This window comes from Bradyrhizobium zhengyangense (assembly GCF_022012435.1).
Classification (GTDB): Bacteria; Pseudomonadota; Alphaproteobacteria; order Rhizobiales; family Xanthobacteraceae; genus Bradyrhizobium; species Bradyrhizobium zhengyangense.
Map to the genome: position 1 here is coordinate 214,624 of NZ_JAKLUA010000006.1, position 20,235 is coordinate 234,858.

Here is a 20,235-nt window from a genome sequence, read left to right on the forward strand (position 1 = left end):
CAATGGTCGAGCATCGACGATTTGGAAATCTGTTGCCGCACCTGGTGCTGATCGCCGGCGTGATCGTGGTCGCTTTCCCGGTCTATCTCGCGATCATCGCCTCCACCCACGACAATTCCGTCATCGCCAACGGCCAGATGCCGCTCTATCCGGGCGGCCACGCGCTGGAGACCTACTGGAACACGATCATGTCCGGCACCGGCAAGACGACGCGCGAGCCGGTGGGCAGCATGTTGCTGTCGAGCTTGATCATGGCGGTTGGTATTGCGCTCGGAAAGATCGCGATCTCGATCATTTCGGCCTACGCCATCGTGTTCTTCAACTTTCCCTTCAGGATGGCGACGTTCTGGACCATCTTCATCACGCTCATGCTGCCGGTCGAAGTGCGAATCTTTCCGACCTACAAGATCACGTCCGACCTGCACATGCTGGATTCCTATTCCGGCCTGATCCTGCCTCTGATCGCGTCGGCAACCGCGACGCTGCTGTTCCGGCAGTTCTTCATGACGGTGCCGAAGGAACTGGTCGAGGCCTCGAAGATGGATGGAGCAGGTCCGATCCGCTTCTTCTTCGATACGCTGCTGCCGCTCTCGGTGACCAACATCGCCGCGCTGTTCGTGATCCTCTTCATTTACGGCTGGAATCAGTATCTCTGGCCGCTGCTGATCACGACGCGCGACGATATGCAGACCATCGTGATCGGCATCAAGAAGATCATCGATGTGAAGGACGCACTCACCGAATGGTCGGTCGCGATGGCCACCGCGGTGCTCGCGATGCTGCCGCCGGTGGCGGTCGTCGTGCTGCTGCAACGCCTGTTCGTCAAGGGCCTGATCGAGACGGAGAAATAGGCCCATGGCCAATGTTACGCTGCGCAACGTCCGCAAGGCCTATCCCAACGGCTTCGAGGCCATCAAAGGCGTCGATGTCGATGTGGCCGACGGGCAGTTCTGCGTGCTGGTCGGCCCTTCGGGCTGCGGCAAGTCGACCCTGCTCAGAATGGTAGCGGGGCTCGAAACCATAACCTCGGGCGAGATCAACATCGGCGGCCGTGTCGTAAACCAGGTCGAGCCGGCCGACCGCGACATCGCGATGGTGTTCCAGAACTACGCGCTCTATCCGCATATGAGCGTGTTCAACAACATGGCCTACGGCCTGCGCAACCGTGGCATGAAGGAAGCCGAGATCAAGACCCGCGTCGAGGAGGCCGCACGCATCCTCGAACTGGGGACGATGCTCACCCGCAAGCCAGGGCAGCTCTCCGGCGGCCAGCGCCAGCGCGTCGCCATGGGCCGCGCCATCGTGCGCCAGCCGAAGGTGTTCCTGTTCGACGAGCCGCTGTCCAACCTCGACGCCAAGCTGCGCATCTCGATGCGCGTCGAGATTCGCAAATTGCAGCGCCGGCTCAACGTCACCTCGATCTATGTCACCCACGACCAGCTCGAAGCGATGACGCTCGCCGACATTCTCGTGGTGATGAATGGCGGCCAGGTCGAGCAGGTCGGCAATCCGCTCGCGATCTACGAGAAGCCGGCGACGACTTTCGTCGCCTCCTTCATCGGTGCGCCGCCGATGAATCTGATGTCGACACGCCAGGACGAGATCAAACCGCAGCTCGGCGGCAGCGCCGTCGAAGCCGGCATCCTCGGCATCCGGCCGGAAGATCTCGCCATCACCGACCAGACGCCATCGGGCGGTGTTGCACTGTCGCTGACGATCGACGCGATCGAGCGCGTCGGTGCAGAAACCTTCGTTTACGGATCGCGTGCGCAGGATCAGCAGGGCGTCGCGACAAATCCGGGCGAGTTGCCGCCCGGCGAGGTGATCGTGCGCATCCCCGGAACCGAAGCGCCGGCCATCGGCCAGAAGATCCGTGTCGCCGCAGTCCGCAACAAGCTGCATTTGTTCAGCGGCGACGGACGGAAGCGGATCGAAATCTGATCGGTTCCAGCCCCGATCGGCGAAAACAACCCCATGCACAGTAGAAGGCGGTCTGTTTTCATTGGGATAAATCGCCCGAAAAATTCACATCGCGCCCCGACGTCGCAAGCAGTGAATCCACACCCCCTGCTACGTGCTTGAACCCACACGGGGATATGCCCATATTGCTGACCAAGGGGTGCCTTGATCGGGCCCCGAAACACCAAAGTCGCTTCGAGAGGACTTTGTAAACTATGTCTCGTGTTCCCACGCTTTCCAGTCCGTTCCTTCTGGGCTTCGACGAGATCGAGCGCGTGCTCGATCGCGTCGTCAAAGGCGCCGACGGTTATCCTCCCTACAATATCGAGAGGTGCGGCGGCGCGGACAACCAGCCCGAGCGTCTGCGCATCACGCTGGCGGTCGCCGGCTTCACCCGCGACCAACTCGATGTAACCATTGAGGAAAACCAGCTTGTCATTCGCGGGCGGCAGCAGGACGACAAGACCCGGCAATACATCCATCGCGGCATCGCCGCGCGCCACTTCCAGCGCACCTTCGTGCTGGCGGAGGGGATGCTGGTGCTGGGTGCGGATCTGAAGAACGGGTTGTTGTCGATCGACCTGGCCCGGCCTGAACCGGAGAGGATCGTTAAGACAATCGCTATCAATGAGCACGAATAATGGAACGAGTAGCGGACTCGACCGCTTAGTTTCGAGAGAGGAGTCGAGACCATGAGTGAAGGTCACGTTGCGTTCGAATACGAAGCCAAGAACGTCTCACCCGAGACGCTGGCAAACCTCGGCGAAGGCCATATCGCCTATGTGAAGCAGATCCGCTCCGAGGATGTGCCCGGCCTGTTCCCCGAAGCCCCGAAGATCGCGCCCGGCCTCAAGCTGTTCGCGCTCCACGCCGCCGACGGCACGCCGATCATGCTGACCGACAGCCGCGAAGCCGCGGTCGCCAACGCCTGGAGCAACGAGCTGCAAGCCGTCAGCGTGCACTGACACGCGCTTCGCGCGACTAGAGTTTTAGCGGGCATGCCTTCGCAGGAAGGCATGCCCGTTTTCATTTCGAGGTGATGTTTTCGCATCGCTATCGCGAGCCAACGGGAATTCGGCGATGTCCCTGCCCGCATGTGGGGGCGGCCTCGGCTGACCCACGCACGAAACCGTCATCAATCCGTGATTTGACATTTCATTCACATTTGTCAAATCTGACAAAATGCAGGCCAAGGCCCCTCCGCAGGACCGCATCCTCGACGCCGCCATGCGCGTGTTCGGCCGCCACGGTTTCCGGCGCTCGTCGATCGAGCAGGCGGCCGAGGAAGCCGGGCTGACGCGTCAGGCGCTCTACCATCACTTCGCCTCCAAGGAGGCTCTGTTCCGCGCCGTGATCGAGCGGCTTTATGAGCAAGGGCTTGCCGCCGAGATCGAGGCAGCAAAGGCGGCCGAGGAGGAAGGCCTCGAACTGGCGGAGATCCTTGTCGCCGAGATCGGTGCGCGGATGCAGACCATGGTCGCTTCGCTCAAGGATTCGCCACATAGCGAGGAGCTGTTTTCCGAACATCTCGCGCAGGCGCGCGACCTCTACCAAGGCTACTCCGTCCGTTTCGCCGACGAGATCGCAACGACCATCGCGCGGGTCTGCCGCAAGCAGAAGCTCACGCTCGCAAGCGGCGTCTCCGTGCGCGAGCTCGCGCGCTGCGTCGAGATGGCGGTCCACGGCACCAAATCCGCTTTTCCGTCCATGCAGCCGGTCGACGCGTTCCTGAAACAGCTCGAGACCATGCTGCGCATGCTGATCGCCGGCGCGATGACGCCGTCCGCGAAGAAGTCCCCACGCAAAACGGGAGTTCGAAAATGACCACCACGACCATCAATGGAAGGCCTCTGGCGTTACCCGACGATCCGGATGCGCTCCTGGTCGACGTGATCCGCGATGGCGGCCTCACCGGCACCAAACTCGTCTGCGGCTCCGGCGTCTGCGGCGCCTGCACCGTGCTGCTCGACGGAACGCCGGTCGTGAGCTGCCTGTTGCCGGCGCAGGCGGCCGCCGACAAATCGCTGACGACCATCGAGGGCATAGGTAGCACCGGATTGCATCCGGTGCAGAAGGCGTTCATGGCGCACGACGCCCTGCAATGCGGCTTCTGCACGCCCGGCTTTGTCGTCGAAGCCACCGCCTTCCATGACAGCTGGCGCGCGACCAGGGGCACGGCGACACCCTCGCGCGAGGAGATCGCCGCCGCGCTCTCGGGGCATCTCTGCCGCTGCGGCGCCTATGAAGGCATCTATCGCGCCGTCGCCGAAGCATGCTCGGGCCGCTTCGACGGCAACGATCCCATCGCGCCGCGGCTGGAAGCCCGCGACAAGGTGACGGGACTGGCCCGCTACACCGTCGACATCCACCATGACGGCCAGCTCGAAGGCGTCATCCTGCGCGCGCACGTCGCGCATGCGAGGATCACCCGGCTTGATCTGGCGCCGGCGCGCGCCATTGCCGGTGTTGCCGCGGTCGTTCCGCTGCTCGACGATGACAACATGATCCGCTTCGTCGGCGCGCCGATTGCAGCCGTCGCGGCCAAGGATCGCCGCACCGCACTGAAGGCAATCGCCGCGATCACCTTCAGGCCCGAGCCTTTTCCCGCGGTGATCGGGCTCGATGCAGCGCGACGCGACGATGCGCCCGTCGTGTTCGAAAAGAAGGACCGCAAGCGTGCCGGCAACGTGTCCGAGGGCGCCGGCGGCGCTCCGGTGTCGTGGAAGGGCAACGTGCGCGGGCCTTCGGCGCCGTTCTCGCAGAAAGCCAAGCAGGCCAAGAGCTGGCTTGACGAGGCGCGGGCGCAACGCAATCCGTTGCTAGTCGAGGAAACCTTCCGCGTCTCGACGCAACAGCACGCAAGTCTCGAACCACATGCCGCCGTGGCCAGGTTCGATGGCGATCAGCTTACCGTGCACATCTCGACCCAGGCCATTCACGAGAGCATGGAGAAGATCGCCAAGCGCTACGGCCTTCCGCACGACAGGGTGCGTGTGATCGCCGATCATGTCGGCGGCGGGTTCGGCTCCAAGGGCAGCGTTGGGCTGGAGACCATCGCCGCGATCGAGCTCGCGCGCGCCGCGAAGGCGCCGGTGCGGGTCGCCTTCGATCGCGAAGAGGAGCTTTCCGTCGCCGGCTATCGTCCGGCCGCCGAGCTGAAGCTGTCCTTGCTGCCTTCGACGGAAGGCCGCCTCAAGGCGCTGTCGCTCACCGCGCATGCCGACACCGGCGCCGCCGTGAACTCGCTGATCGCCGGCCTGGCGCGGCTGATCTATCCGGCCGAAGCAAAAGAGCTCGTCGACTTCGACGTGCTCAGCAATTTGCCGCCCGGCGCGCCGTTCCGCGGCCCCGGCGGTCCGCCGATGTCGTTTGCGCTGGAGCAGGCGATCGACGAGGCGGCGCTGCGCATGAAGGTCGATCCGATTCAGCTGCGCAAGCTCTGGGACCCCGATCCCAACCGCCAGCGATTGTACGACTGGGCCGCCGGCCTCGACGTCTGGAAGAGCCGCAAGCCGGCCGCCTCGCAGTCCGGCCGCTACCGGCGCGGCGTCGGCGTCGCAACCGGCTACTGGCTCTATCTCTGGCAGACCGGCTCCTCGGTCGAGCTCGCGGTCAAGGGCGGCCGCCTCGTCGCAAGCTGCGCGGTACAGGATATCGGCACAGGCACGCGTAGCGTGATCGCGAACACCGTCGCGAAAGCGTTCGATCTCGAGCCGCAGGATGTGGAAGTTCGTATCGGCCGCTCCAACCTGCCGCCCGGACCGGGGTCCGGCGGCAGCCGCGTCACCGCCTCGGTGGTGCCGCCGACGTTGCTCGCCATCGACAAGCTGAAAGCGGAAATCAAGCGCACCGCGTCTCGCACACCGGCTCCGGGCTCGAACGCGCCGTGGCGCGAGATGATCGCGGCTTCTCCCGACATCGCCGTGTCGGCGAAACGCCAGGAGGACGGCAAGCCGCCGCCCGGCGTGAGGCCCGCGCTGCACGAGGCCGGCCTCATGGGCCGGGTGTTCGGTTGGGTGCTGCGCCTGATGAACCACATGGTGGTCGGCGCCGGCGTGCCGAGCTCGGTGCAGGTGATGGAAGTCGAGGTCGATACCTGGCTCGGCCATGTGCGCGTCCTCAACGCCTATACGGGCCTCGCGATCGGCAAGCTCGCCGCGCCGACGCTGGCGCGAAGCCAGGCCGCAGGCGCGGTGATCCAGGGCATCGGCTACGCACTCTATGAGACGCGGGAGACCGATCCTTCGAGCGGCCACATCCTGAGCGGCAGCATGGAGGATTACCGCATTCCGGGGATTGCCGACATGCCGAAACTGGACGTGCATTTCGACGAGGCCGGTTTCGAGCATGTGCCGGGCGGCAGCGTCGGCATCGGCGAAGTCGCCACCGTGCCGACCTCGCCCGCGATCGCCAACGCCATCCGCGATGCGATCGGCGTGAGACTGACCGAAATTCCGTTCCGGCCGGATCGCCTGGTGGCCGCGCTGAAAGGGAGGGATGCAGCATGAGCGTCGCCGTCATGACTGCCGAGCCGACTGCCAAGCCCACGCCCGAATTCCGCGCCGGAGGCACCGACTTCAGCGAACGCCGCCGCAGCGGCGTGTCGCAGGGACTACTGATCGACATCTCGGCCACCGGCGACAAGGCGATCACCTGGGACGCCGACGGAGCAGCCCAGATCGGTGCGTTGACCACCATCGCCACGATCGCGACGGACGCACGCATCGCCGCTGCCTATCCCGGTATTGCGGCGAGCGCGCAAGGCCTCGCCACGCCACAGGTGCGCCAGGTTGCAACGCTCGGCGGCAATCTCGCGCAGCGTTCGCGCTGCTGGTATTTCCGCCGGGCCGACATCGATTGCCTGAAGAAAGGCGGCAGTACCTGCCCTGCCCGGTCTGGCAATCATCTCTATGGCGTTGCCTTCGATCTCGGGCCTTGCGTCGCGCCGCATCCCTCGACCATGGCGGCGGCTCTGCTCGCTTATGATGCGACCATCACCACGGACCGGCGCAGCGGATTGACGATTGCCGGCCTGCTCGGCGACGGCTCGGTCTCGCACGCCGATCATACGCTCGCGGCAGGCGAGATGATCAAGAGCATTGCGCTTCCTGCTCCGCTCGAGGGCGAGCGCGCTTCCTACAAGCGCGCGATCAGCCGGACCTATGCGGAATGGCCGCTGGTGGAGCTCTGCACCCGCGTCGTGATCGCCGACGGCAAGTTCCAGCTCGTGCGTCTCGCTGCCGGCGGCGTCGCGCCCGTGCCGCTTCGCCTCGCCGCCGCGGAAGTCGCGCTTCATGGCAAGATTGCCAATGCGGCATCGATCGCAGATGCAGCGAAAGCGGCGACCTCGGGCGCCAAACCATTGCCGATGACGGGCTACAAGCTCGATCTTCTGCAAGGGCTGATGCGCGATGTGCTGGAGCGGCTTTTGGATTAGCTGGTCGCGCAGGCGGCACCCCATCACGCTCTAGCCGCCTGAGCGACCCGCAAGCCGCGCGCGGATGTCAGGCTTCAGCACCTTGCCGACCTTGGAGCGCGGCAGATCGTCCCAGACTTCGATCTGCTTCGGTGTCTTGACGCTGCCGATCTGCTGCTTGACGAAGGCCGCCAGCGCCGTCGCATCGACGCTCTGGCCGGCGCGAGGCTGCACCACGGCGACGATCCGCTCGCCCCATTTCTCGTCCGGAAGGCCAATCACGGCGCAATCCTGCACGGCCTCATGCGCCCGCAGCGCGTTCTCGACCTCGATCGAGTAGACGTTGAACCCGCCTGATATGATCATGTCCTTGGCGCGATCGACGATATAGAGGTAGCCGTCGTCGTCGATGTAGCCGATGTCGCCGGTGTGGTGCCAGCCATGCGCGGAGGCCTCCGCCGTGGCCTCCGGATTCTTGTAGTAACCCTCCATCACCAGCGAGCCGCGGACCACGATCTCGCCGCGCGCGCCCGATGGCAGCAGATTGCCGTCGCCATCCATGATCCCGGCCTGCACCAGCGGGCTGATCCGCCCGGCCGAAGCGAGACGCTGCATCGCGATGGTGCCGTCGGCGTTGTAATGCTCACTAGGCGCCATCATCGAGATCATCATCGGCGCCTCGGTCTGGCCGAACAGTTGCGCCATCGGCCCGATGCGCTGGAGCGCTTCCGCGAGCCGGGCGGCCGAGATCGGCGCCGCGCCGTACCAGAAGCATTGCAGCGATTCGAGGTTGGCGGAGTCGAGCTTGGGATGATCGAGCAGCATGTAGATCACGGTCGGCGGCAGGAAGGTGTGCGTGACACGGTAGCGCGCGATCAGATCGAGGAATTCGGCGATATCGGGGTGATGCATGATCACGATGCGACCACCGAGCGTCATGATCGGGAAACACAGCACACCGGCCGCGTGGGTCAGCGGCGCCAGCGCGAGATAGACCGGACGTCCCCTGAAGGGATAGCCCATCAGCGTCAGCGCCGTCATGGTCTCGATGTTGCGGCCCGACAACATGACCCCCTTCGGCTTGCCTGTGGTGCCGCCGGTACCGGGAATCATCGCGAGATCGTCGACCGTCTCGCGTTGATAGGGATCCTCGGTGAGGCCGGCGAGCCAGCTCGCGAACGAGGGCGCGAAGGGCAGCTCGGCATCGAGGCAGACGAGGACGCGCAGCTTCGGCAGCGCTGCTCGCATCGCCTCAACCATCGGCGTGAAGCTCGAATGAAACAGCAGCAGGCTGCAGTCGAACTGATCGAGGATGATGCGGTTTTCGGCCGCCTCGTTGCGGGGATTGATCGGGCACCAGACCGCGCCGGCGCGGGAAATCCCGAACACGCACGCAAACGCGACCGGATCGTTGCCAGAGAGGATCGCGACCTTCTCGCCGGGCGCGATGCCCGATCGATCGAGCCCGCGCGCGACGCGATAGCTCAGCTGCTGCACCTCGCGATAGCTGAGGTCGCGCCCGTCCATGGTCAGGCACGGCGCATCGGCGCCGAGCGAGGCGCCCTTGTCGAGATAGTCGATGAAGCGCATGGTCGCCCCCGAAGCATGTAGAGGTCAGGTTAGAGTCGCGCCGCGTCGTAGATCCACCTCTCCCTTGGGAGAGGTCGGCGCGCAGCGCCGGGTGAGGGGTTACGGTCTCGCGTTGAGCCGCGGCCCCTCACCCGATTTGCTGCGCAAATCGACCTCTCCCCGATGGGGAGAGGTAAAGAAGGATCGCCGTCGCCGCCATGTCCCCTAATCGTGCACGGTCAGAACAGGCTTGCTGACCAGACCGAAACTGCGCAACTGCCCGAGCAGCTCGTGATGGCCGAAGGCCTGGCAGCCGGAGGCGAAGCCGACGCGCTTGGGCGGCTGCTGCAGCAGGTGGGCGGCGGCATAGGCCTGCAGCATTCCAGTCTGCTTGTAGTTGCTGTTGCCGTTGATGACGCAGTGCGCGCGCCCCAGCGGGCCAGAGGCATACACCGAATCCAGCGACTTGTTGACGCGCGGGTTCTCGCGCGGCGGCATGGTGTTCATCACGCCGGCGGCGGTCTGCGCCAACGCGGCGTAGCGGTCGTCGGGGTTCATGTCCTTGGTCGCGTCCAGCGCTGCGGCGACGATCTGCGGCACGCCCAGCATCAGTCCACGATTGAACACGCCGCCGAGCACCTTCACATTGGCCACGCGCGGATCGCGCTTGAACCAGACGGGATGCGAGGTGCCGCCCCAGGGCAACGCCAGCGCCAGCTCGTGCTGGCCGGGGATGGCGAGGTTGTAGAGGCCGGCATCGGGTTGATGCTCGACATATTTGTTCTGCTCCAGATAGTAGGCCTTGGCCATCGCGGCGTTGACCAGAATGGTCTGGGTCGAGGCGATGGTCGGGCTGCCGCCCCAGAACACGGCGATATCAAGCGTGTCGAGGCCAGGCGTCTCCAGGCACAGTTGGGCTGCGATCTCACCGGTGGTGTACATCTGCGCGATGCCCGGCGCCAACAGGAGGCCGGCATTGGCGAATTTGGTGCCCCATTCCTGCTCGAGCGTGATCAGCCAATCCTGCTCGCCTGTGGTGTCGGTGTAGTGGCATCGGGACGCCCAACAGGCCTGCACCACCTCGCCGCCGAACTTGGCGAAGGGGCCCACGGTATTGAGCACCACCGAGGCGCCGTTGAACAATTCCGTCAGCGCGCTCACGGTGTGCGGCACTTCCACCACCTCGTAGTCGGCGGTCTCGATGCCGGCCACGTTCGCCTTCATCGCGGCGTTGAGCTTCTCGGCGCTGCGACCGGCCGCAACGAAGGGGATGTTGTATTCGCGCAAATATTCGCAGACCAGCCGGCCGGTGTAGCCGGACGCGCCATAGACGATGACGGGCTTCTTCGCACTCATAGCGTTCCTCCGAAATGTTTGTTGTCAGGTTTGCAGTTCACATGCCCATGCCGCCATCGACCGGCAGTCCGATGCCGGTGATGAAGCGCGCCTCGTTCGAGCACAGGAACACCGCGGCATTGGCGATGTCGCCGACCTCCGCGAGCTTGCCGAGTGGCGTCTGCTCCACCACCGAGCCGACCGCGGCGTTGACGTCGGGCGCGAGTCCGATCTTGACGATGTCGTTGGCGAGCTGCATGCCCATGTCGGTCGGAATCAGGCCGGGATAGATGCAGTTGACGCGCACGCCGAAGCCGAGCTTGCCGGCTTCCATCGCGCCGACCCGCGTCATGCGGTCGACCGCGGACTTCGTGCCGGAATAGACCGCGATGCTCGGGAAGGCGATCGTCGCCGCGACGGAGGCGATGTTGACGACAGCGCCACCCTTGCCGGCCGGCCCGCCAGGCCGCATCGCGCGGAAGGCGTGCTTCATGCCGAGCACGGTGCCGACGATGTTGACGTCGCACATCCGCCGCGCGTCCTCGGCCCTGACCTCCGAGATCAGCGACGTGATCTCGATGCCGGCGTTGTTGATCAGGATGTCATAGCCGCCGAGGGTGGCGACAGTCTTGGCCACCGCCCGCTCCCATTGCGCGTCATCGGTGACGTCGAGCTGGGCGAAGCCCGTCGCGACATCTTCCTTGGCGATTGCGGCTGCGCTGGCGCGGCCGGCCTCCTCCAGAATGTCTGCGATCATGATCGAGGCGCCGGCTTGGGCCAGTGCCTGCGCGATCGCCGCGCCGATTCCCCTCGCACCGCCGGTGACCAGGGCTTTCCTGCCCGCAAGGCTCTTCCCACTCATGACGCACTCCTCCGTTGCTGGTGATTGATCGTGGGGCGCTATGCGCGCACCAGGTCGTTGGGCGCTGGCCATTTGGCCGCGCCCAGCGAAGCGTTCCTCCATGGTCGGACGTCTTGACGACTGTCCAAATTCTTGGTGCGAACCTCCGCCAGAATCTTGACACTTGTCAAGAACCAATTTGACAGTTGTCAAGGGAAGTGGTTGTGAGGGGGATGGAGCGATTCCGCTGATAACGCGGTATAAGTCGTTGAAAGAACGGGGTCTGAGGAAGGGACGCGATGGCGCGGCAGGTGACGGGAGCGGCCCGGCGTGTGGCTGATGCGGCCGAGGTGCTGCGCGACGAGAAGTTCAACGCGCGGCGCATCGAGCTTGCCGAGGCCGCGCTCGAAACCCTGGGCGAGCTCGGCTTCGCGCGCACCAGCCTGCGCGAGATCGCGCAGAACTCGGCCTTCACGCACGGCGTGTTCCACTATTATTTCAGCGACAAGCTCGACCTGATCTGCTGCTGCGTGCGCCACTACAAGGCGAAGTGCGTGACGCGGTATGACGAGGTCGTCGCGACGGCAACGAGCCGTGACGAATTGACGGAAGGTTTTCTCGCCAAGCTCGCAGCCACGCTGCAAAACGAAGCCCGCATGCACCGGCTCTGGTACGATTTGCGCTCGCAGGCGATGTTCGAGGCGGCGTTCCGCAAGGACGTGCTCGAGATCGACAAGAGCCTGGAAGCGATGATCTGGCGCATCGCCTCGCGCTACGCCGAATTCGGCCGCAAGCGGCCGGCGTCGTCGCCAGCCGCGCTCTATGCGCTGTTCGACGGTCTGTTTCAGAGTGCGCTGCTCAAGCACCTCGCGGGTGACAAGGCGGCTGTCCCCGAACTGCTCGACGAAGTCCGGCGCCTGCTGCCGACGGTGTGCTGAGGCGAATGCGAGGCGTTACGCCGCGGTCGCCGGCGGCAGGGCCAGCACCGAATAGATCGCCTGGGCGTCGCGCGAGGCGCGCAGCTTCTTGGCGATGTCCTGATCACGCAGCAGGCGGGCGATGCGGGCGAGCGCCTTCAGATGATCGGCGCCGGCGCCTTCGGGTGCGAGCAGCAGGAACACGAGATCGACCGGCTGGCCGTCCATTGCCTCGAAATCGATCGGACGATCGAGCCGGGCGAACAGGCCAAAGATCTTCTCGAGCTTGGGCAGCTTGCCGTGAGGAATGGCGACGCCGTAGCCGACCGCGGTGGTGCCGAGCTTCTCGCGCTGGAGCAGCACCTCGAACACCGAGCGTTCGTTTTGTCCGGTCAGTTCCGCAGCCTTGGCCGCGAGCTCCTGGAGCGCCTGCTTCTTGCTGTTGACCTTCAATGCCGGGAGAATCGCCTCGGGAGCGACCAGATCGGTAATCGGCATGGAAGTGTTCCGGAGTGAATTAAACCGTCAGGTTCCGAATTGGCCGTCTCGATCAGATCGAGCCCGACCGGCGTCAAGAAGGTCAAGCAGGAGGAGGACTTAGCCCCGGTCCTGATGTGGGGCGCTTCTACTCCAACGCAATCCCGGTGCCAACTCCCGCGTGCGGCTTTGCAACGGTCATTGTTAAGACCTGTGGTTGATACGGGGTTGCCCCGGACACCGGTCTAACCCCCCGATTTGGTGCCTGGCGGGTCGATCCAGCCGACATTGCCGTCGGCCCGGCGGTAGATGATGTTCACCCGGCCGGAGGACCCATGCTGGAATACCAGGCAGGGTGCCCCGCTGAGGTCGAGTTCCATGACAGCTTCGCTGACCGACATCTGCTTCAGCGACGTCGTGGCCTCGGCGATGATCACGGGGCTATAGCCGGTGACCTCGTCCTCGTCGTCGCCCTCGCCGGGGGCCTCGAGCACGTAGGCGGTGGCGTCCATCGCGGCCAGCGCCGCGGAGGCGACATGGGCCTTGCGGGCCGAACGGTCCTTGAGCCGGCTCTTGTAACGCTTGAGGCGCTTCTCGATCATGATCAGCGCCTGGTCGGCGCTGGCATAGGCGTCCTGCGCGTTCGAATCGGCTTCCAGCGTAATCCCGGAATCGAGATGCAGCGCACAGTCGGTGCGGAAGCCGAGGCCGTCCTTGCTGAGCGTGATGTGGCCGGAATAATTGCCGTCGAAATATTTACGCAGGACCTCTTCGGTCCGGTCGGTGACGCGGCCGCGAAGGGCCTCACCGACGCTAACGCTCTTGCCCGAGATCCGAAGAGTCATGTGATGCCTCGCTTGGTTCAATTGGCCTAGCTTGGATCGGTCGCGATGGGGGGAAGAGAGTAGCGCGATTTCGCGCCAGCGCAATCAGGCCGGTTCGGTGTTGCGGGAACGATCGGACATTGCGGTGGAAAGGACGTTACCAAGAGCGCTCTGCTTGTCGCGACGGCGTTGCACCGAGGACGGAATGCGCATGGCTTCGCGGTACTTCGCGACCGTGCGGCGGGCAATATCAATGCCCGAGGCGCGCAAGCGTTCCACGATGGTATCATCCGACAGGATCGCGGCCGGCACTTCCGAATCAATCAGCTGCTTGATGTGGTGACGCACGGCTTCGGCCGAATGCGCCTCACCGCCGTCAGCCGAGGCGATCGAGGCCGTGAAGAAATATTTCAATTCGAATGTGCCGCGATTTGTCGCCATGTATTTGTTGGCGGTGACGCGCGACACCGTGGATTCGTGCATCTGGATGGCGTCGGCCACCGCCTTCAGATTCAGCGGCCGCAGATGCGCGACGCCATGGGTGAAGAAGCCGTCCTGCTGGCGCACGATCTCGGTGGCGACTTTCAGGATGGTGCGGGCGCGCTGGTCGAGAGCGCGCACCAGCCACGTCGCGTTCTGCAGTGCATCCGTGAAATACGACTTGTCGCCATCCTTGCCGATCTTCTTCGACAGCTCGGAGTAATAGGTCTGGTTGACCAGCACGCGCGGCAGGGTGTCGCTGTTGAGCTCGACATGCCAGCCGCCGTCAGGACCCGGGCGGACATAGACATCAGGCACCATGGCCTGAAGCCGCGCCGAGCCGAACTTCATGCCGGGCTTGGGATTGAGCCGCCTGATCTCGCCGATCATGTCGGCGATGTCCTCGTCGTCGACGCCGCAAAGCTTGCGCAAGGACACGATGTCGCGCTTTGCGAGGAGATCGAGATGCTCGACGAGCGCCTGCATCGCCGGATCGTAGCGGTCGAGCTCGCGGAGCTGGATCGCAAGGCACTCGCTCAGGGATCGCGCACAGACGCCGGGCGGATCGAATTTTTGCAGCACGGCAAGAACGCCCTCGACGTCTTCTTGCGTTGCGCCAAGCCGCTCGGCCGCGCCGCCAAGATCGGGCGGCAGATAGCCGGCTTCGTCGACGAGGTCGATCAAATACTGCCCGATCATGCGCTGGGCCGCGCCAGTGAAGGCCACCGACAGCTGCTCGGCGAGATGGTCGGACAGCGTCATCTCTGCCGCGACGAAGGCTTCAAGATTGTAGTCCTCGTCGCCCGAGGCGCCGCCGCCCCATTCGGTGTAGGTGGTCGGCGCAGCGTCCTGGGCGTTGCGTGCGGCCGCCTCGGCGGGCTCCTCGGAGAAGACGTTGTCCAGGCCCGTATCCAGGGTCTGCTCGATCTCGGCGCGGGAGCCGAGATCCTTGCTCATCCATTCTTCCTGGCCAGGCTCGAAGGCCTCGCCACTGCCGCCAAAGCCGTCGTCGGCGCCCTGATTGCCTGAATCGTCGCCATCATGGTCACTGAACTGGCCGGGTTCAGTCGGAGCTTCGCCGCCGCCCTCGTCGTTGGCCCGCTCCAGCAGAGGGTTACGCTCGAGTTCCTCCTCCACGAAGGTGGTGAGATCGAGATTCGACAGTTGCAGCAGCTTGATCGCCTGCATCAGCTGCGGCGTCATGACCAGCGACTGCGATTGCCGGAACTCTAATCTCTGCGAAAGCGCCATCTAACAAGAACCGTTCCCGAAAATTGGTCCGATTCTTGCTTATCTTAGTCCCGACCCGATGTACACGGCTTGACTAGACGGAAAAAAGGGCTAGAGGCGGAATTCCTCGCCAAGGTAAAGGCGACGGACATCCGGATCCGCGACGATCTCGTCCGGGCTTCCCTCCGTCAGGATTTCGCCGGCATAGACGATATAGGCGCGATCGGTGAGGCCGAGCGTCTCGCGGACATTGTGGTCGGTGATCAGGACGCCGATGCCGCGATTGGTGAGGTGGCGGACGAGGTCCTGAATGTCGCCCACCGCAATCGGATCGATGCCCGCGAAGGGCTCGTCGAGCAGCATGTAGTTCGGACGCGTTGCGAGCGCGCGCGCGATCTCGACGCGGCGGCGCTCACCGCCCGACAGCGCGATCGACGGTGATTTTCGCAGGCGCGTGATGTTGAATTCGTCGAGCAGCGAGTCGAGCTGCTGCTCGCGCTTCTTGCGCGAAGGCTCGACGACCTCGAGCACGGCGCGGATGTTCTGCTCGACGGTGAGGCCGCGGAAGATCGAGGCTTCCTGCGGCAGATAGCCGATGCCGAGCCGCGCGCGCTGATACATCGGCAGCTTCGTGACATCGTGGCCATCGAGCTCGATCGCGCCGCGATCGGCCTTGATCAGGCCGGTGATCATGTAGAACACGGTGGTCTTGCCGGCGCCGTTCGGACCGAGCAGCCCGACGGCTTCGCCGCGGCGCACATAGATGCTGACGCCGCGCACGACCTGGCGGCTGCCAAAACTCTTTTCCACGCTATGCACAGCCAGGAAGCCGGGTCGCCGCAACAGTTGCGGCCCGCCCGTGCCGTTGGTCCTGGCATTGGACTTCGCACTGGATCTGGCCTGGGGAGGCGGGGCCGCCGCCGGCCTTGGCCGCGGCGGGGCCTCGACGCCATAGGGATCCGAGGCGTGCATGGGCTGCTCACGCGCGATCGGCGGCGCATCCCTGACAGGGCTCGGCATGAGCCCGCCGACGCTGTCGCCGAGCGCGGTGATGTCCTGACGGGCAAATCCTGGCCGGCCGCGCTTGGCGGGGCGCCGTCGGAACATGCTGAAAAGATCGACCATCCCCGCCTTCTAGCCTTTCACGACAATCTTGCACGACGATCGTGCGTGATCTCGCGATCTGCTGCACCGGCCCCAGCGATTCGCCGGCACAGCACAGCATGAGTGAAGGGATGTCTCATGCCCAGTGAAACACGCCCGAAAAGCGGCGAACCCCGCTTCGAAAGCCCGTGGGGTAGATACAATCTTGTCGGGCCGGCTTCAACCTGGCGGCCGCAAATTATTATATAAGCTATTGATTTACTTTGGTTTACCGGGGATCAGCGACGGCATCGCCGGGCCCGAGCCAGGCGTTGCGGGCGTCCCGCATTTCCCGTCCGAGCCGCCCTGGGACTGGATGAACAGACCCTGCACCTTGCCGCTGTCGGATTCCACCCGGGAGACGCCGGTGGTCATGTCGACCTTGAGGCGGTCGCCGCGCAGCACATTCTGGCACTGGGTCAGCACCACCTGGCCACCAGACCCACCTAGCATGGTGATCAGGTTGGTCTTGGTGTCGAACACGGCGGTCTCGCCTGTCACCACCTGGTCCTTCTGGGTGACGACGACATTGCCACGCGCTTCCAGCCGCTTGATCGAGGAGGCGCCGCCGGGCCCCGGCGTCGCCGACTGTATCGGCGGCGCCGCCTTCGCGCCCTTGACGGGCGCGGCCTGCGGCGCTGGCTGCTTGTCGCTGCTGGATTCGTAGAACACCACCAGCGTCTTCGAGGTCATGGTGGTGTCGCCCTGCACGACCTTCACATTGCCGGAGAAGGTTGCTTCCTTCTTTTTGTCGCGCATTTCGAGCGCGGCGGCCTCGATCTGGATCGGCTGATCGCGATTCTGCGAAAAGCCCTGCATCGCGTTGGGCACACCTTGCATCGTGCTCTGCGCAACGGCTGCGCCTGTCGCGATGATCAGCGCAGAAGCTGCAATGATGGCGCGACGCTTGATGTCGTTGCGCGGGAAAACATCAATCATGAAAATCACTTTGAGTTCGCAGATTTGTTCTTCGACTTCGCCGGCGGTGGTGGTGGCGGCGCCGGCTGCTCGACGGGCGCATCGCCCGTGCTGATCTTGTCCAGATGCATCACCACATTGCCTTCGAAGCGGATGACATCGCCGCCTTCCGTGATGCGCAGCTTGTCGGCGGTCAGCGTGCCATTGGTCAATTTGACGTCGACATGCTCGTCCGAGGAGACCGTGCCCTTGTTCATGTCGACGAAGGCCGAGTTCAGCCGCGCCTCGTAGCCGGTCGAGGTGCGCACGAAGACATCCTTGTGCAAATCGAGCTGCTGCTGCTTGTTGTCGAAGCGGCCGGTGCGGGCATCCAGGAACACGGTCGACTGGTCTTCCATCAGCACCTTCGAGCGCAGATCGGCGAGATCGACATGGTCTGGATCGGTGATGTCCTGCGTCGCCGTCTTGGCCCAGAGCTCATACGGCCGCTGGTCCGTCGTGAAGCCGGACATGTGCGGCGACTCCATCGTGATCTTGGTGCCTGTCACCACGAGGTTTCCGGAATCGACCTTGATGGGGATCATGCTGAAGGGGTTGAGGAAGGTCGAGACCGCGACGATCGAGGCCATGGCCAGAACCACCGTCACCGGCACGGCGATGCGCAGAATCCGCACGAGGCGACTGTGGCGCGCCGCGCTGGCAAACTTCGCCGCAAGCGCGGCGTCGTAGGTGGGAAACTGGGCCGAATTCACCGCTGCTCCGGAGGCATCGCTTGCCTGGTCAGAAGGCTCCAATCGAGGGCGCCCCATTGTACCCGCGACCGCTGGAATATGCAGCCCGCGACAAACCGGTACGAAAGTGTCCGAAACGGGGCGGCAACCGTAACCTAGCGGCCGCTAAGATGTTCAGGAATGGGCGAAAATGTCCTCTTCCTCCCAGCCCTGGAGGTCGAGCAGGGCCCGGGTCGGCAGGAAGTCGAAACAGGCTTTTGCCAGTGCAGTGCGGCCCTCCCGGACCAGCATGGCATCCAGCCGCTCGCGCAGGGCGTGCAGGTGCAGCACGTCGGAGGCAGCGTAAGCCAGCTGCGGCTCGGTCAGGCTGTCGGAACCCCAGTCGCTGGATTGCTGCTGCTTGGAGAGATCGACATTGAGCACCTCGCGGACGAGGTCCTTGAGGCCATGGCGGTCGGTATAGGTGCGGGTCAGGCGGGAGGCGATCTTGGTGCAGTAGATCGGCCCGGTCATCACGCCGAAGGTCTGGTACAGCACCGCGACGTCGAACCGGGCGAAATGGAAGATCTTCGTGATCGCAGGATTGGCCAGCAGGGCCTTCAAATTCGGCGCGTCGGTGTGCCCCTTGGGTATTTGCACCACGTCGGCGCTGCCGTCGCCCGGCGAGAGCTGAACCACGCAGAGCCGGTCGCGATGCGGGTTGAGGCCCATGGTCTCGGTGTCGATCGCCACCGCCGAGGTGTAGCGGGAGAGGTCCGGCAGGTCACCGCGATGCAGGCGTACGGTCATGGCGTTTCAAACCCTCAATCGAATCGTCGGTCGGCAGCATAGGCTAATCGGATGGTCCGCGATTTAGCCATTAGGGACAGGCCGCGCAAGCAGCAACGGCTCAGATCGCCGCCAGCATGATGCAGACCATCGCCGCGACCGTGGCGCGGCTGGCGCCGTCACGGAAAGCGTAGATGATGGGATCATCAGGCATCTCGCGGCGATGCGCGATCATCAGGGCCCGGCCGAACCAGTAGAGCAGCAGCGGGGCGAGCAGCCACAGCATCCAGGGGCGGCTATAGAGCGGCGTCACCGCCGAGGACGAGACGTAGAGCGCAAACACCGTCACCGCATTCATCGCGCTCGCCGCTGCCATCGCGGCGATGATGTGCAGATCGCTGATGCGATAGTCGCGGTTGGAGGGATCGGCAAGGCCCTCGCCCTGGCGCATGCTGAGCTCGCTGAAACGCTTGATCAGCGCCAGCGAGGTGAACACGAACAGCGAGAACACCATCAGCCATTCCGACAGCACGACGCCGGCGGCGACGGCGCCGGCGACGATGCGCAGGCAATAGAGGCCGGCGAGCGTGACGACGTCGACCAGCATCTTGCGCTTGAGCACCAGCGAATAGGCGATGGTGGTGACGAGATAGGCGACGAGCACGCCGAGGAAGGTCAAGGAGATGCAAAGGCTCGCACCGAAGGCGAACAGCCACAGCACGGGAATCGCCGACAGCGCCGACGAGATCTGGAGGTCACCCGCAGCCAGCGCACGGTGGCGCTTGGTCGGATGCTGGCGATCGGCGGCGAGGTCGAGCAGATCGTTCATCAGATAGGCGCCCGACGCACAGGCCGAGAATGCCAGGAATGCCAGCAGCGTGGTGCCGAGCGTTGCGACGTTCACCTGATGCGCGGTGAGAACGGGCACGAACACCAACGTGTTCTTGGCGTATTGATAGAGGCGCAGCGCCTTCGCCCAGGTTCGGAGGCTGGCGCGATCGCTGGTGACGTGGTCGATGCGCTCGATCGCGGCGCGGTCGAATGGCAGATTGTCACCGGCCGCGAGAGCAGCCGGGGTCACGACACCGTCGAACCCGAGATGCGCCGAAATGCCGGCCGCCTGGTCGGCAAAGCGGCCCGCGACCAGAAAGACCTTCGCGCCCCGCGCCCGCGCCGCCAGCGCCCGGTTCAGCACATCGGCATCATAGGGAAGGTGGGCGTAGTCGAGCTCGGCGCGTGCCAAAACCTCCGTGAGTGCCGCCATGCCCGGACGTCCGCGCGCGCCGAAACGGGCCAGCATGCGGGCGGGGCTGGAGAACAGCGCCTCCATCAGCAATTCCGAGCGTAGCAGGGCGCCTTCGAGATCGATGACGAGGGTACGAGCCGGTGCCGCCGTCGCCTGCGGCGCGGCCTCACTCCGATCGTACTGCCAGGCAGGTTGCTCCATCCGAAAACGCTCTGACTTACCGCGACACGACCGACCCAAGGGCTGGCGGGGAGCGGGAAAAGGACGGCCGCGAGCCTAGGCGGCATTGGCTAAGGGCGGCTTAACCCTGCCGGCAAAGGGGCCGGGCTGCCGGCTGTTGCAGGGATCCCACAATCCGGCGCACGCTGGATATACCAGCGG

The 20,235-nt window shown here is 64.6% G+C and carries 19 protein-coding genes; 8 read left to right on the forward strand and 11 right to left on the reverse strand.

Annotated features, from left to right (window positions below):
- The first annotated feature begins 2 nt into the window (after nucleotides 1-2).
- From ugpE to L6637_RS20400, 7 genes are all read left to right on the forward strand, one after another.
- Nucleotides 3-851: a sn-glycerol-3-phosphate ABC transporter permease UgpE gene (gene ugpE / locus L6637_RS20370; RefSeq protein WP_237860738.1), complete on the forward strand. Its 849-nt coding sequence runs from the start codon at nucleotides 3-5 to the stop codon at nucleotides 849-851.
- 4 nt (nucleotides 852-855) lie between these two features.
- Nucleotides 856-1,941 carry a sn-glycerol-3-phosphate import ATP-binding protein UgpC gene (locus tag L6637_RS20375; protein ID WP_237871863.1) on the forward strand — a complete coding sequence of 362 codons (1,086 nt, stop codon included), beginning with the start codon at nucleotides 856-858 and terminating at the stop codon, nucleotides 1,939-1,941.
- A gap of 233 nt (nucleotides 1,942-2,174) precedes the next feature.
- A complete protein-coding gene (locus L6637_RS20380; RefSeq protein WP_212235616.1) occupies nucleotides 2,175-2,600 on the forward strand; it encodes an Hsp20 family protein in 426 nt (141 codons plus the stop codon).
- A gap of 51 nt (nucleotides 2,601-2,651) precedes the next feature.
- On the forward strand, nucleotides 2,652-2,924 hold the full coding sequence (locus tag L6637_RS20385) for a BQ00720 family protein (protein ID WP_128948788.1): 273 nt from the start codon (nucleotides 2,652-2,654) through the stop codon (nucleotides 2,922-2,924).
- Nucleotides 2,925-3,141: 217 nt separating this feature from the next.
- The gene (locus L6637_RS20390; protein ID WP_237871865.1) at nucleotides 3,142-3,783 is read left to right on the forward strand and encodes a TetR/AcrR family transcriptional regulator; all 642 of its coding nucleotides are present in this window, start codon (nucleotides 3,142-3,144) and stop codon (nucleotides 3,781-3,783) included.
- Nucleotides 3,780-6,467: a molybdopterin-dependent oxidoreductase gene (locus tag L6637_RS20395; protein ID WP_237871867.1), complete on the forward strand. Its 2,688-nt coding sequence runs from the start codon at nucleotides 3,780-3,782 to the stop codon at nucleotides 6,465-6,467. Before L6637_RS20390 ends, L6637_RS20395 begins: the two co-directional genes overlap by 4 nt.
- Nucleotides 6,464-7,396 carry an FAD binding domain-containing protein gene (locus L6637_RS20400; RefSeq protein WP_237871869.1) on the forward strand — a complete coding sequence of 311 codons (933 nt, stop codon included), beginning with the start codon at nucleotides 6,464-6,466 and terminating at the stop codon, nucleotides 7,394-7,396. Before L6637_RS20395 ends, L6637_RS20400 begins: the two co-directional genes overlap by 4 nt.
- A gap of 30 nt (nucleotides 7,397-7,426) precedes the next feature.
- On the opposite strand, the gene L6637_RS20405 is transcribed toward L6637_RS20400, so the two are convergent.
- The 3 genes from L6637_RS20405 to L6637_RS20415 form a co-directional block, all read right to left on the reverse strand.
- On the reverse strand, nucleotides 7,427-8,965 hold the full coding sequence (locus L6637_RS20405) for an acyl-CoA synthetase (RefSeq protein WP_237871871.1): 1,539 nt from the start codon (nucleotides 8,963-8,965) through the stop codon (nucleotides 7,427-7,429).
- Between the two features lie 204 nt (nucleotides 8,966-9,169).
- Nucleotides 9,170-10,300, reverse strand: coding sequence for a DUF5938 domain-containing protein (locus L6637_RS20410; protein WP_237871873.1), 1,131 nt, complete (start codon nucleotides 10,298-10,300; stop codon nucleotides 9,170-9,172).
- Between the two features lie 37 nt (nucleotides 10,301-10,337).
- Nucleotides 10,338-11,141 (reverse strand): SDR family NAD(P)-dependent oxidoreductase, encoded by an 804-nt coding sequence (locus L6637_RS20415; RefSeq protein ID WP_237871875.1) that lies wholly within the window; start codon nucleotides 11,139-11,141, stop codon nucleotides 10,338-10,340.
- Nucleotides 11,142-11,419: 278 nt separating this feature from the next.
- Between L6637_RS20415 and L6637_RS20420 the strand changes: the two genes are divergently transcribed.
- Complete coding sequence (locus L6637_RS20420) at nucleotides 11,420-12,058, forward strand: TetR/AcrR family transcriptional regulator (protein WP_237860753.1); 639 nt, start codon at nucleotides 11,420-11,422, stop codon at nucleotides 12,056-12,058.
- A gap of 15 nt (nucleotides 12,059-12,073) precedes the next feature.
- Here the strand turns inward: L6637_RS20420 and ptsN are convergent, their stop codons facing one another.
- From ptsN to L6637_RS20460, 8 genes are all read right to left on the reverse strand, one after another.
- Nucleotides 12,074-12,535: a PTS IIA-like nitrogen regulatory protein PtsN gene (gene ptsN / locus L6637_RS20425; RefSeq protein ID WP_008141251.1), complete on the reverse strand. Its 462-nt coding sequence runs from the start codon at nucleotides 12,533-12,535 to the stop codon at nucleotides 12,074-12,076.
- A gap of 224 nt (nucleotides 12,536-12,759) precedes the next feature.
- Nucleotides 12,760-13,359, reverse strand: coding sequence for a ribosome hibernation-promoting factor, HPF/YfiA family (gene hpf / locus L6637_RS20430; protein ID WP_237860755.1), 600 nt, complete (start codon nucleotides 13,357-13,359; stop codon nucleotides 12,760-12,762).
- Nucleotides 13,360-13,443: 84 nt separating this feature from the next.
- The gene (rpoN, locus tag L6637_RS20435; protein WP_237860757.1) at nucleotides 13,444-15,069 is read right to left on the reverse strand and encodes an RNA polymerase factor sigma-54; all 1,626 of its coding nucleotides are present in this window, start codon (nucleotides 15,067-15,069) and stop codon (nucleotides 13,444-13,446) included.
- A gap of 90 nt (nucleotides 15,070-15,159) precedes the next feature.
- On the reverse strand, nucleotides 15,160-16,173 hold the full coding sequence (lptB, locus tag L6637_RS20440; protein WP_237860761.1) for an LPS export ABC transporter ATP-binding protein: 1,014 nt from the start codon (nucleotides 16,171-16,173) through the stop codon (nucleotides 15,160-15,162).
- A gap of 237 nt (nucleotides 16,174-16,410) precedes the next feature.
- Nucleotides 16,411-17,130: an LptA/OstA family protein gene (locus L6637_RS20445; protein WP_237860763.1), complete on the reverse strand. Its 720-nt coding sequence runs from the start codon at nucleotides 17,128-17,130 to the stop codon at nucleotides 16,411-16,413.
- Between the two features lie 5 nt (nucleotides 17,131-17,135).
- Nucleotides 17,136-17,861 (reverse strand): LPS export ABC transporter periplasmic protein LptC, encoded by a 726-nt coding sequence (gene lptC, locus L6637_RS20450; RefSeq protein WP_237871877.1) that lies wholly within the window; start codon nucleotides 17,859-17,861, stop codon nucleotides 17,136-17,138.
- 153 nt (nucleotides 17,862-18,014) lie between these two features.
- Nucleotides 18,015-18,629, reverse strand: coding sequence for a ribonuclease D (locus L6637_RS20455; protein WP_237860766.1), 615 nt, complete (start codon nucleotides 18,627-18,629; stop codon nucleotides 18,015-18,017).
- Nucleotides 18,630-18,729: 100 nt separating this feature from the next.
- Nucleotides 18,730-20,055 carry a UbiA family prenyltransferase gene (locus tag L6637_RS20460; RefSeq protein WP_237871879.1) on the reverse strand — a complete coding sequence of 442 codons (1,326 nt, stop codon included), beginning with the start codon at nucleotides 20,053-20,055 and terminating at the stop codon, nucleotides 18,730-18,732.
- Between the last annotated feature and the right edge of the window lie 180 nt (nucleotides 20,056-20,235).

What these genes read in the sequence shown, in the direction of transcription:
- ugpE (WP_237860738.1), top strand. Translation starts at nt 3, where the DNA reads ATGGTCGAGCATCGACGATTTGGAAATCTGTTGCCGCACCTGGTGCTG.
- L6637_RS20375 (WP_237871863.1), top strand. Translation starts at nt 856, where the DNA reads ATGGCCAATGTTACGCTGCGCAACGTCCGCAAGGCCTATCCCAACGGC.
- L6637_RS20380 (WP_212235616.1), top strand. Translation starts at nt 2,175, where the DNA reads ATGTCTCGTGTTCCCACGCTTTCCAGTCCGTTCCTTCTGGGCTTCGAC.
- L6637_RS20385 (WP_128948788.1), top strand. Translation starts at nt 2,652, where the DNA reads ATGAGTGAAGGTCACGTTGCGTTCGAATACGAAGCCAAGAACGTCTCA.
- L6637_RS20390 (WP_237871865.1), top strand. Translation starts at nt 3,142, where the DNA reads ATGCAGGCCAAGGCCCCTCCGCAGGACCGCATCCTCGACGCCGCCATG.
- L6637_RS20395 (WP_237871867.1), top strand. Translation starts at nt 3,780, where the DNA reads ATGACCACCACGACCATCAATGGAAGGCCTCTGGCGTTACCCGACGAT.
- L6637_RS20400 (WP_237871869.1), top strand. Translation starts at nt 6,464, where the DNA reads ATGAGCGTCGCCGTCATGACTGCCGAGCCGACTGCCAAGCCCACGCCC.
- L6637_RS20405 (WP_237871871.1), bottom strand. Translation starts at nt 8,965, where the DNA reads ATGCGCTTCATCGACTATCTCGACAAGGGCGCCTCGCTCGGCGCCGAT.
- L6637_RS20410 (WP_237871873.1), bottom strand. Translation starts at nt 10,300, where the DNA reads ATGAGTGCGAAGAAGCCCGTCATCGTCTATGGCGCGTCCGGCTACACC.
- L6637_RS20415 (WP_237871875.1), bottom strand. Translation starts at nt 11,141, where the DNA reads ATGAGTGGGAAGAGCCTTGCGGGCAGGAAAGCCCTGGTCACCGGCGGT.
- L6637_RS20420 (WP_237860753.1), top strand. Translation starts at nt 11,420, where the DNA reads ATGGCGCGGCAGGTGACGGGAGCGGCCCGGCGTGTGGCTGATGCGGCC.
- ptsN (WP_008141251.1), bottom strand. Translation starts at nt 12,535, where the DNA reads ATGCCGATTACCGATCTGGTCGCTCCCGAGGCGATTCTCCCGGCATTG.
- hpf (WP_237860755.1), bottom strand. Translation starts at nt 13,359, where the DNA reads ATGACTCTTCGGATCTCGGGCAAGAGCGTTAGCGTCGGTGAGGCCCTT.
- rpoN (WP_237860757.1), bottom strand. Translation starts at nt 15,069, where the DNA reads ATGGCGCTTTCGCAGAGATTAGAGTTCCGGCAATCGCAGTCGCTGGTC.
- lptB (WP_237860761.1), bottom strand. Translation starts at nt 16,173, where the DNA reads ATGGTCGATCTTTTCAGCATGTTCCGACGGCGCCCCGCCAAGCGCGGC.
- L6637_RS20445 (WP_237860763.1), bottom strand. Translation starts at nt 17,130, where the DNA reads ATGATTGATGTTTTCCCGCGCAACGACATCAAGCGTCGCGCCATCATT.
- L6637_RS20455 (WP_237860766.1), bottom strand. Translation starts at nt 18,629, where the DNA reads ATGACCGTACGCCTGCATCGCGGTGACCTGCCGGACCTCTCCCGCTAC.
- L6637_RS20460 (WP_237871879.1), bottom strand. Translation starts at nt 20,055, where the DNA reads ATGGAGCAACCTGCCTGGCAGTACGATCGGAGTGAGGCCGCGCCGCAG.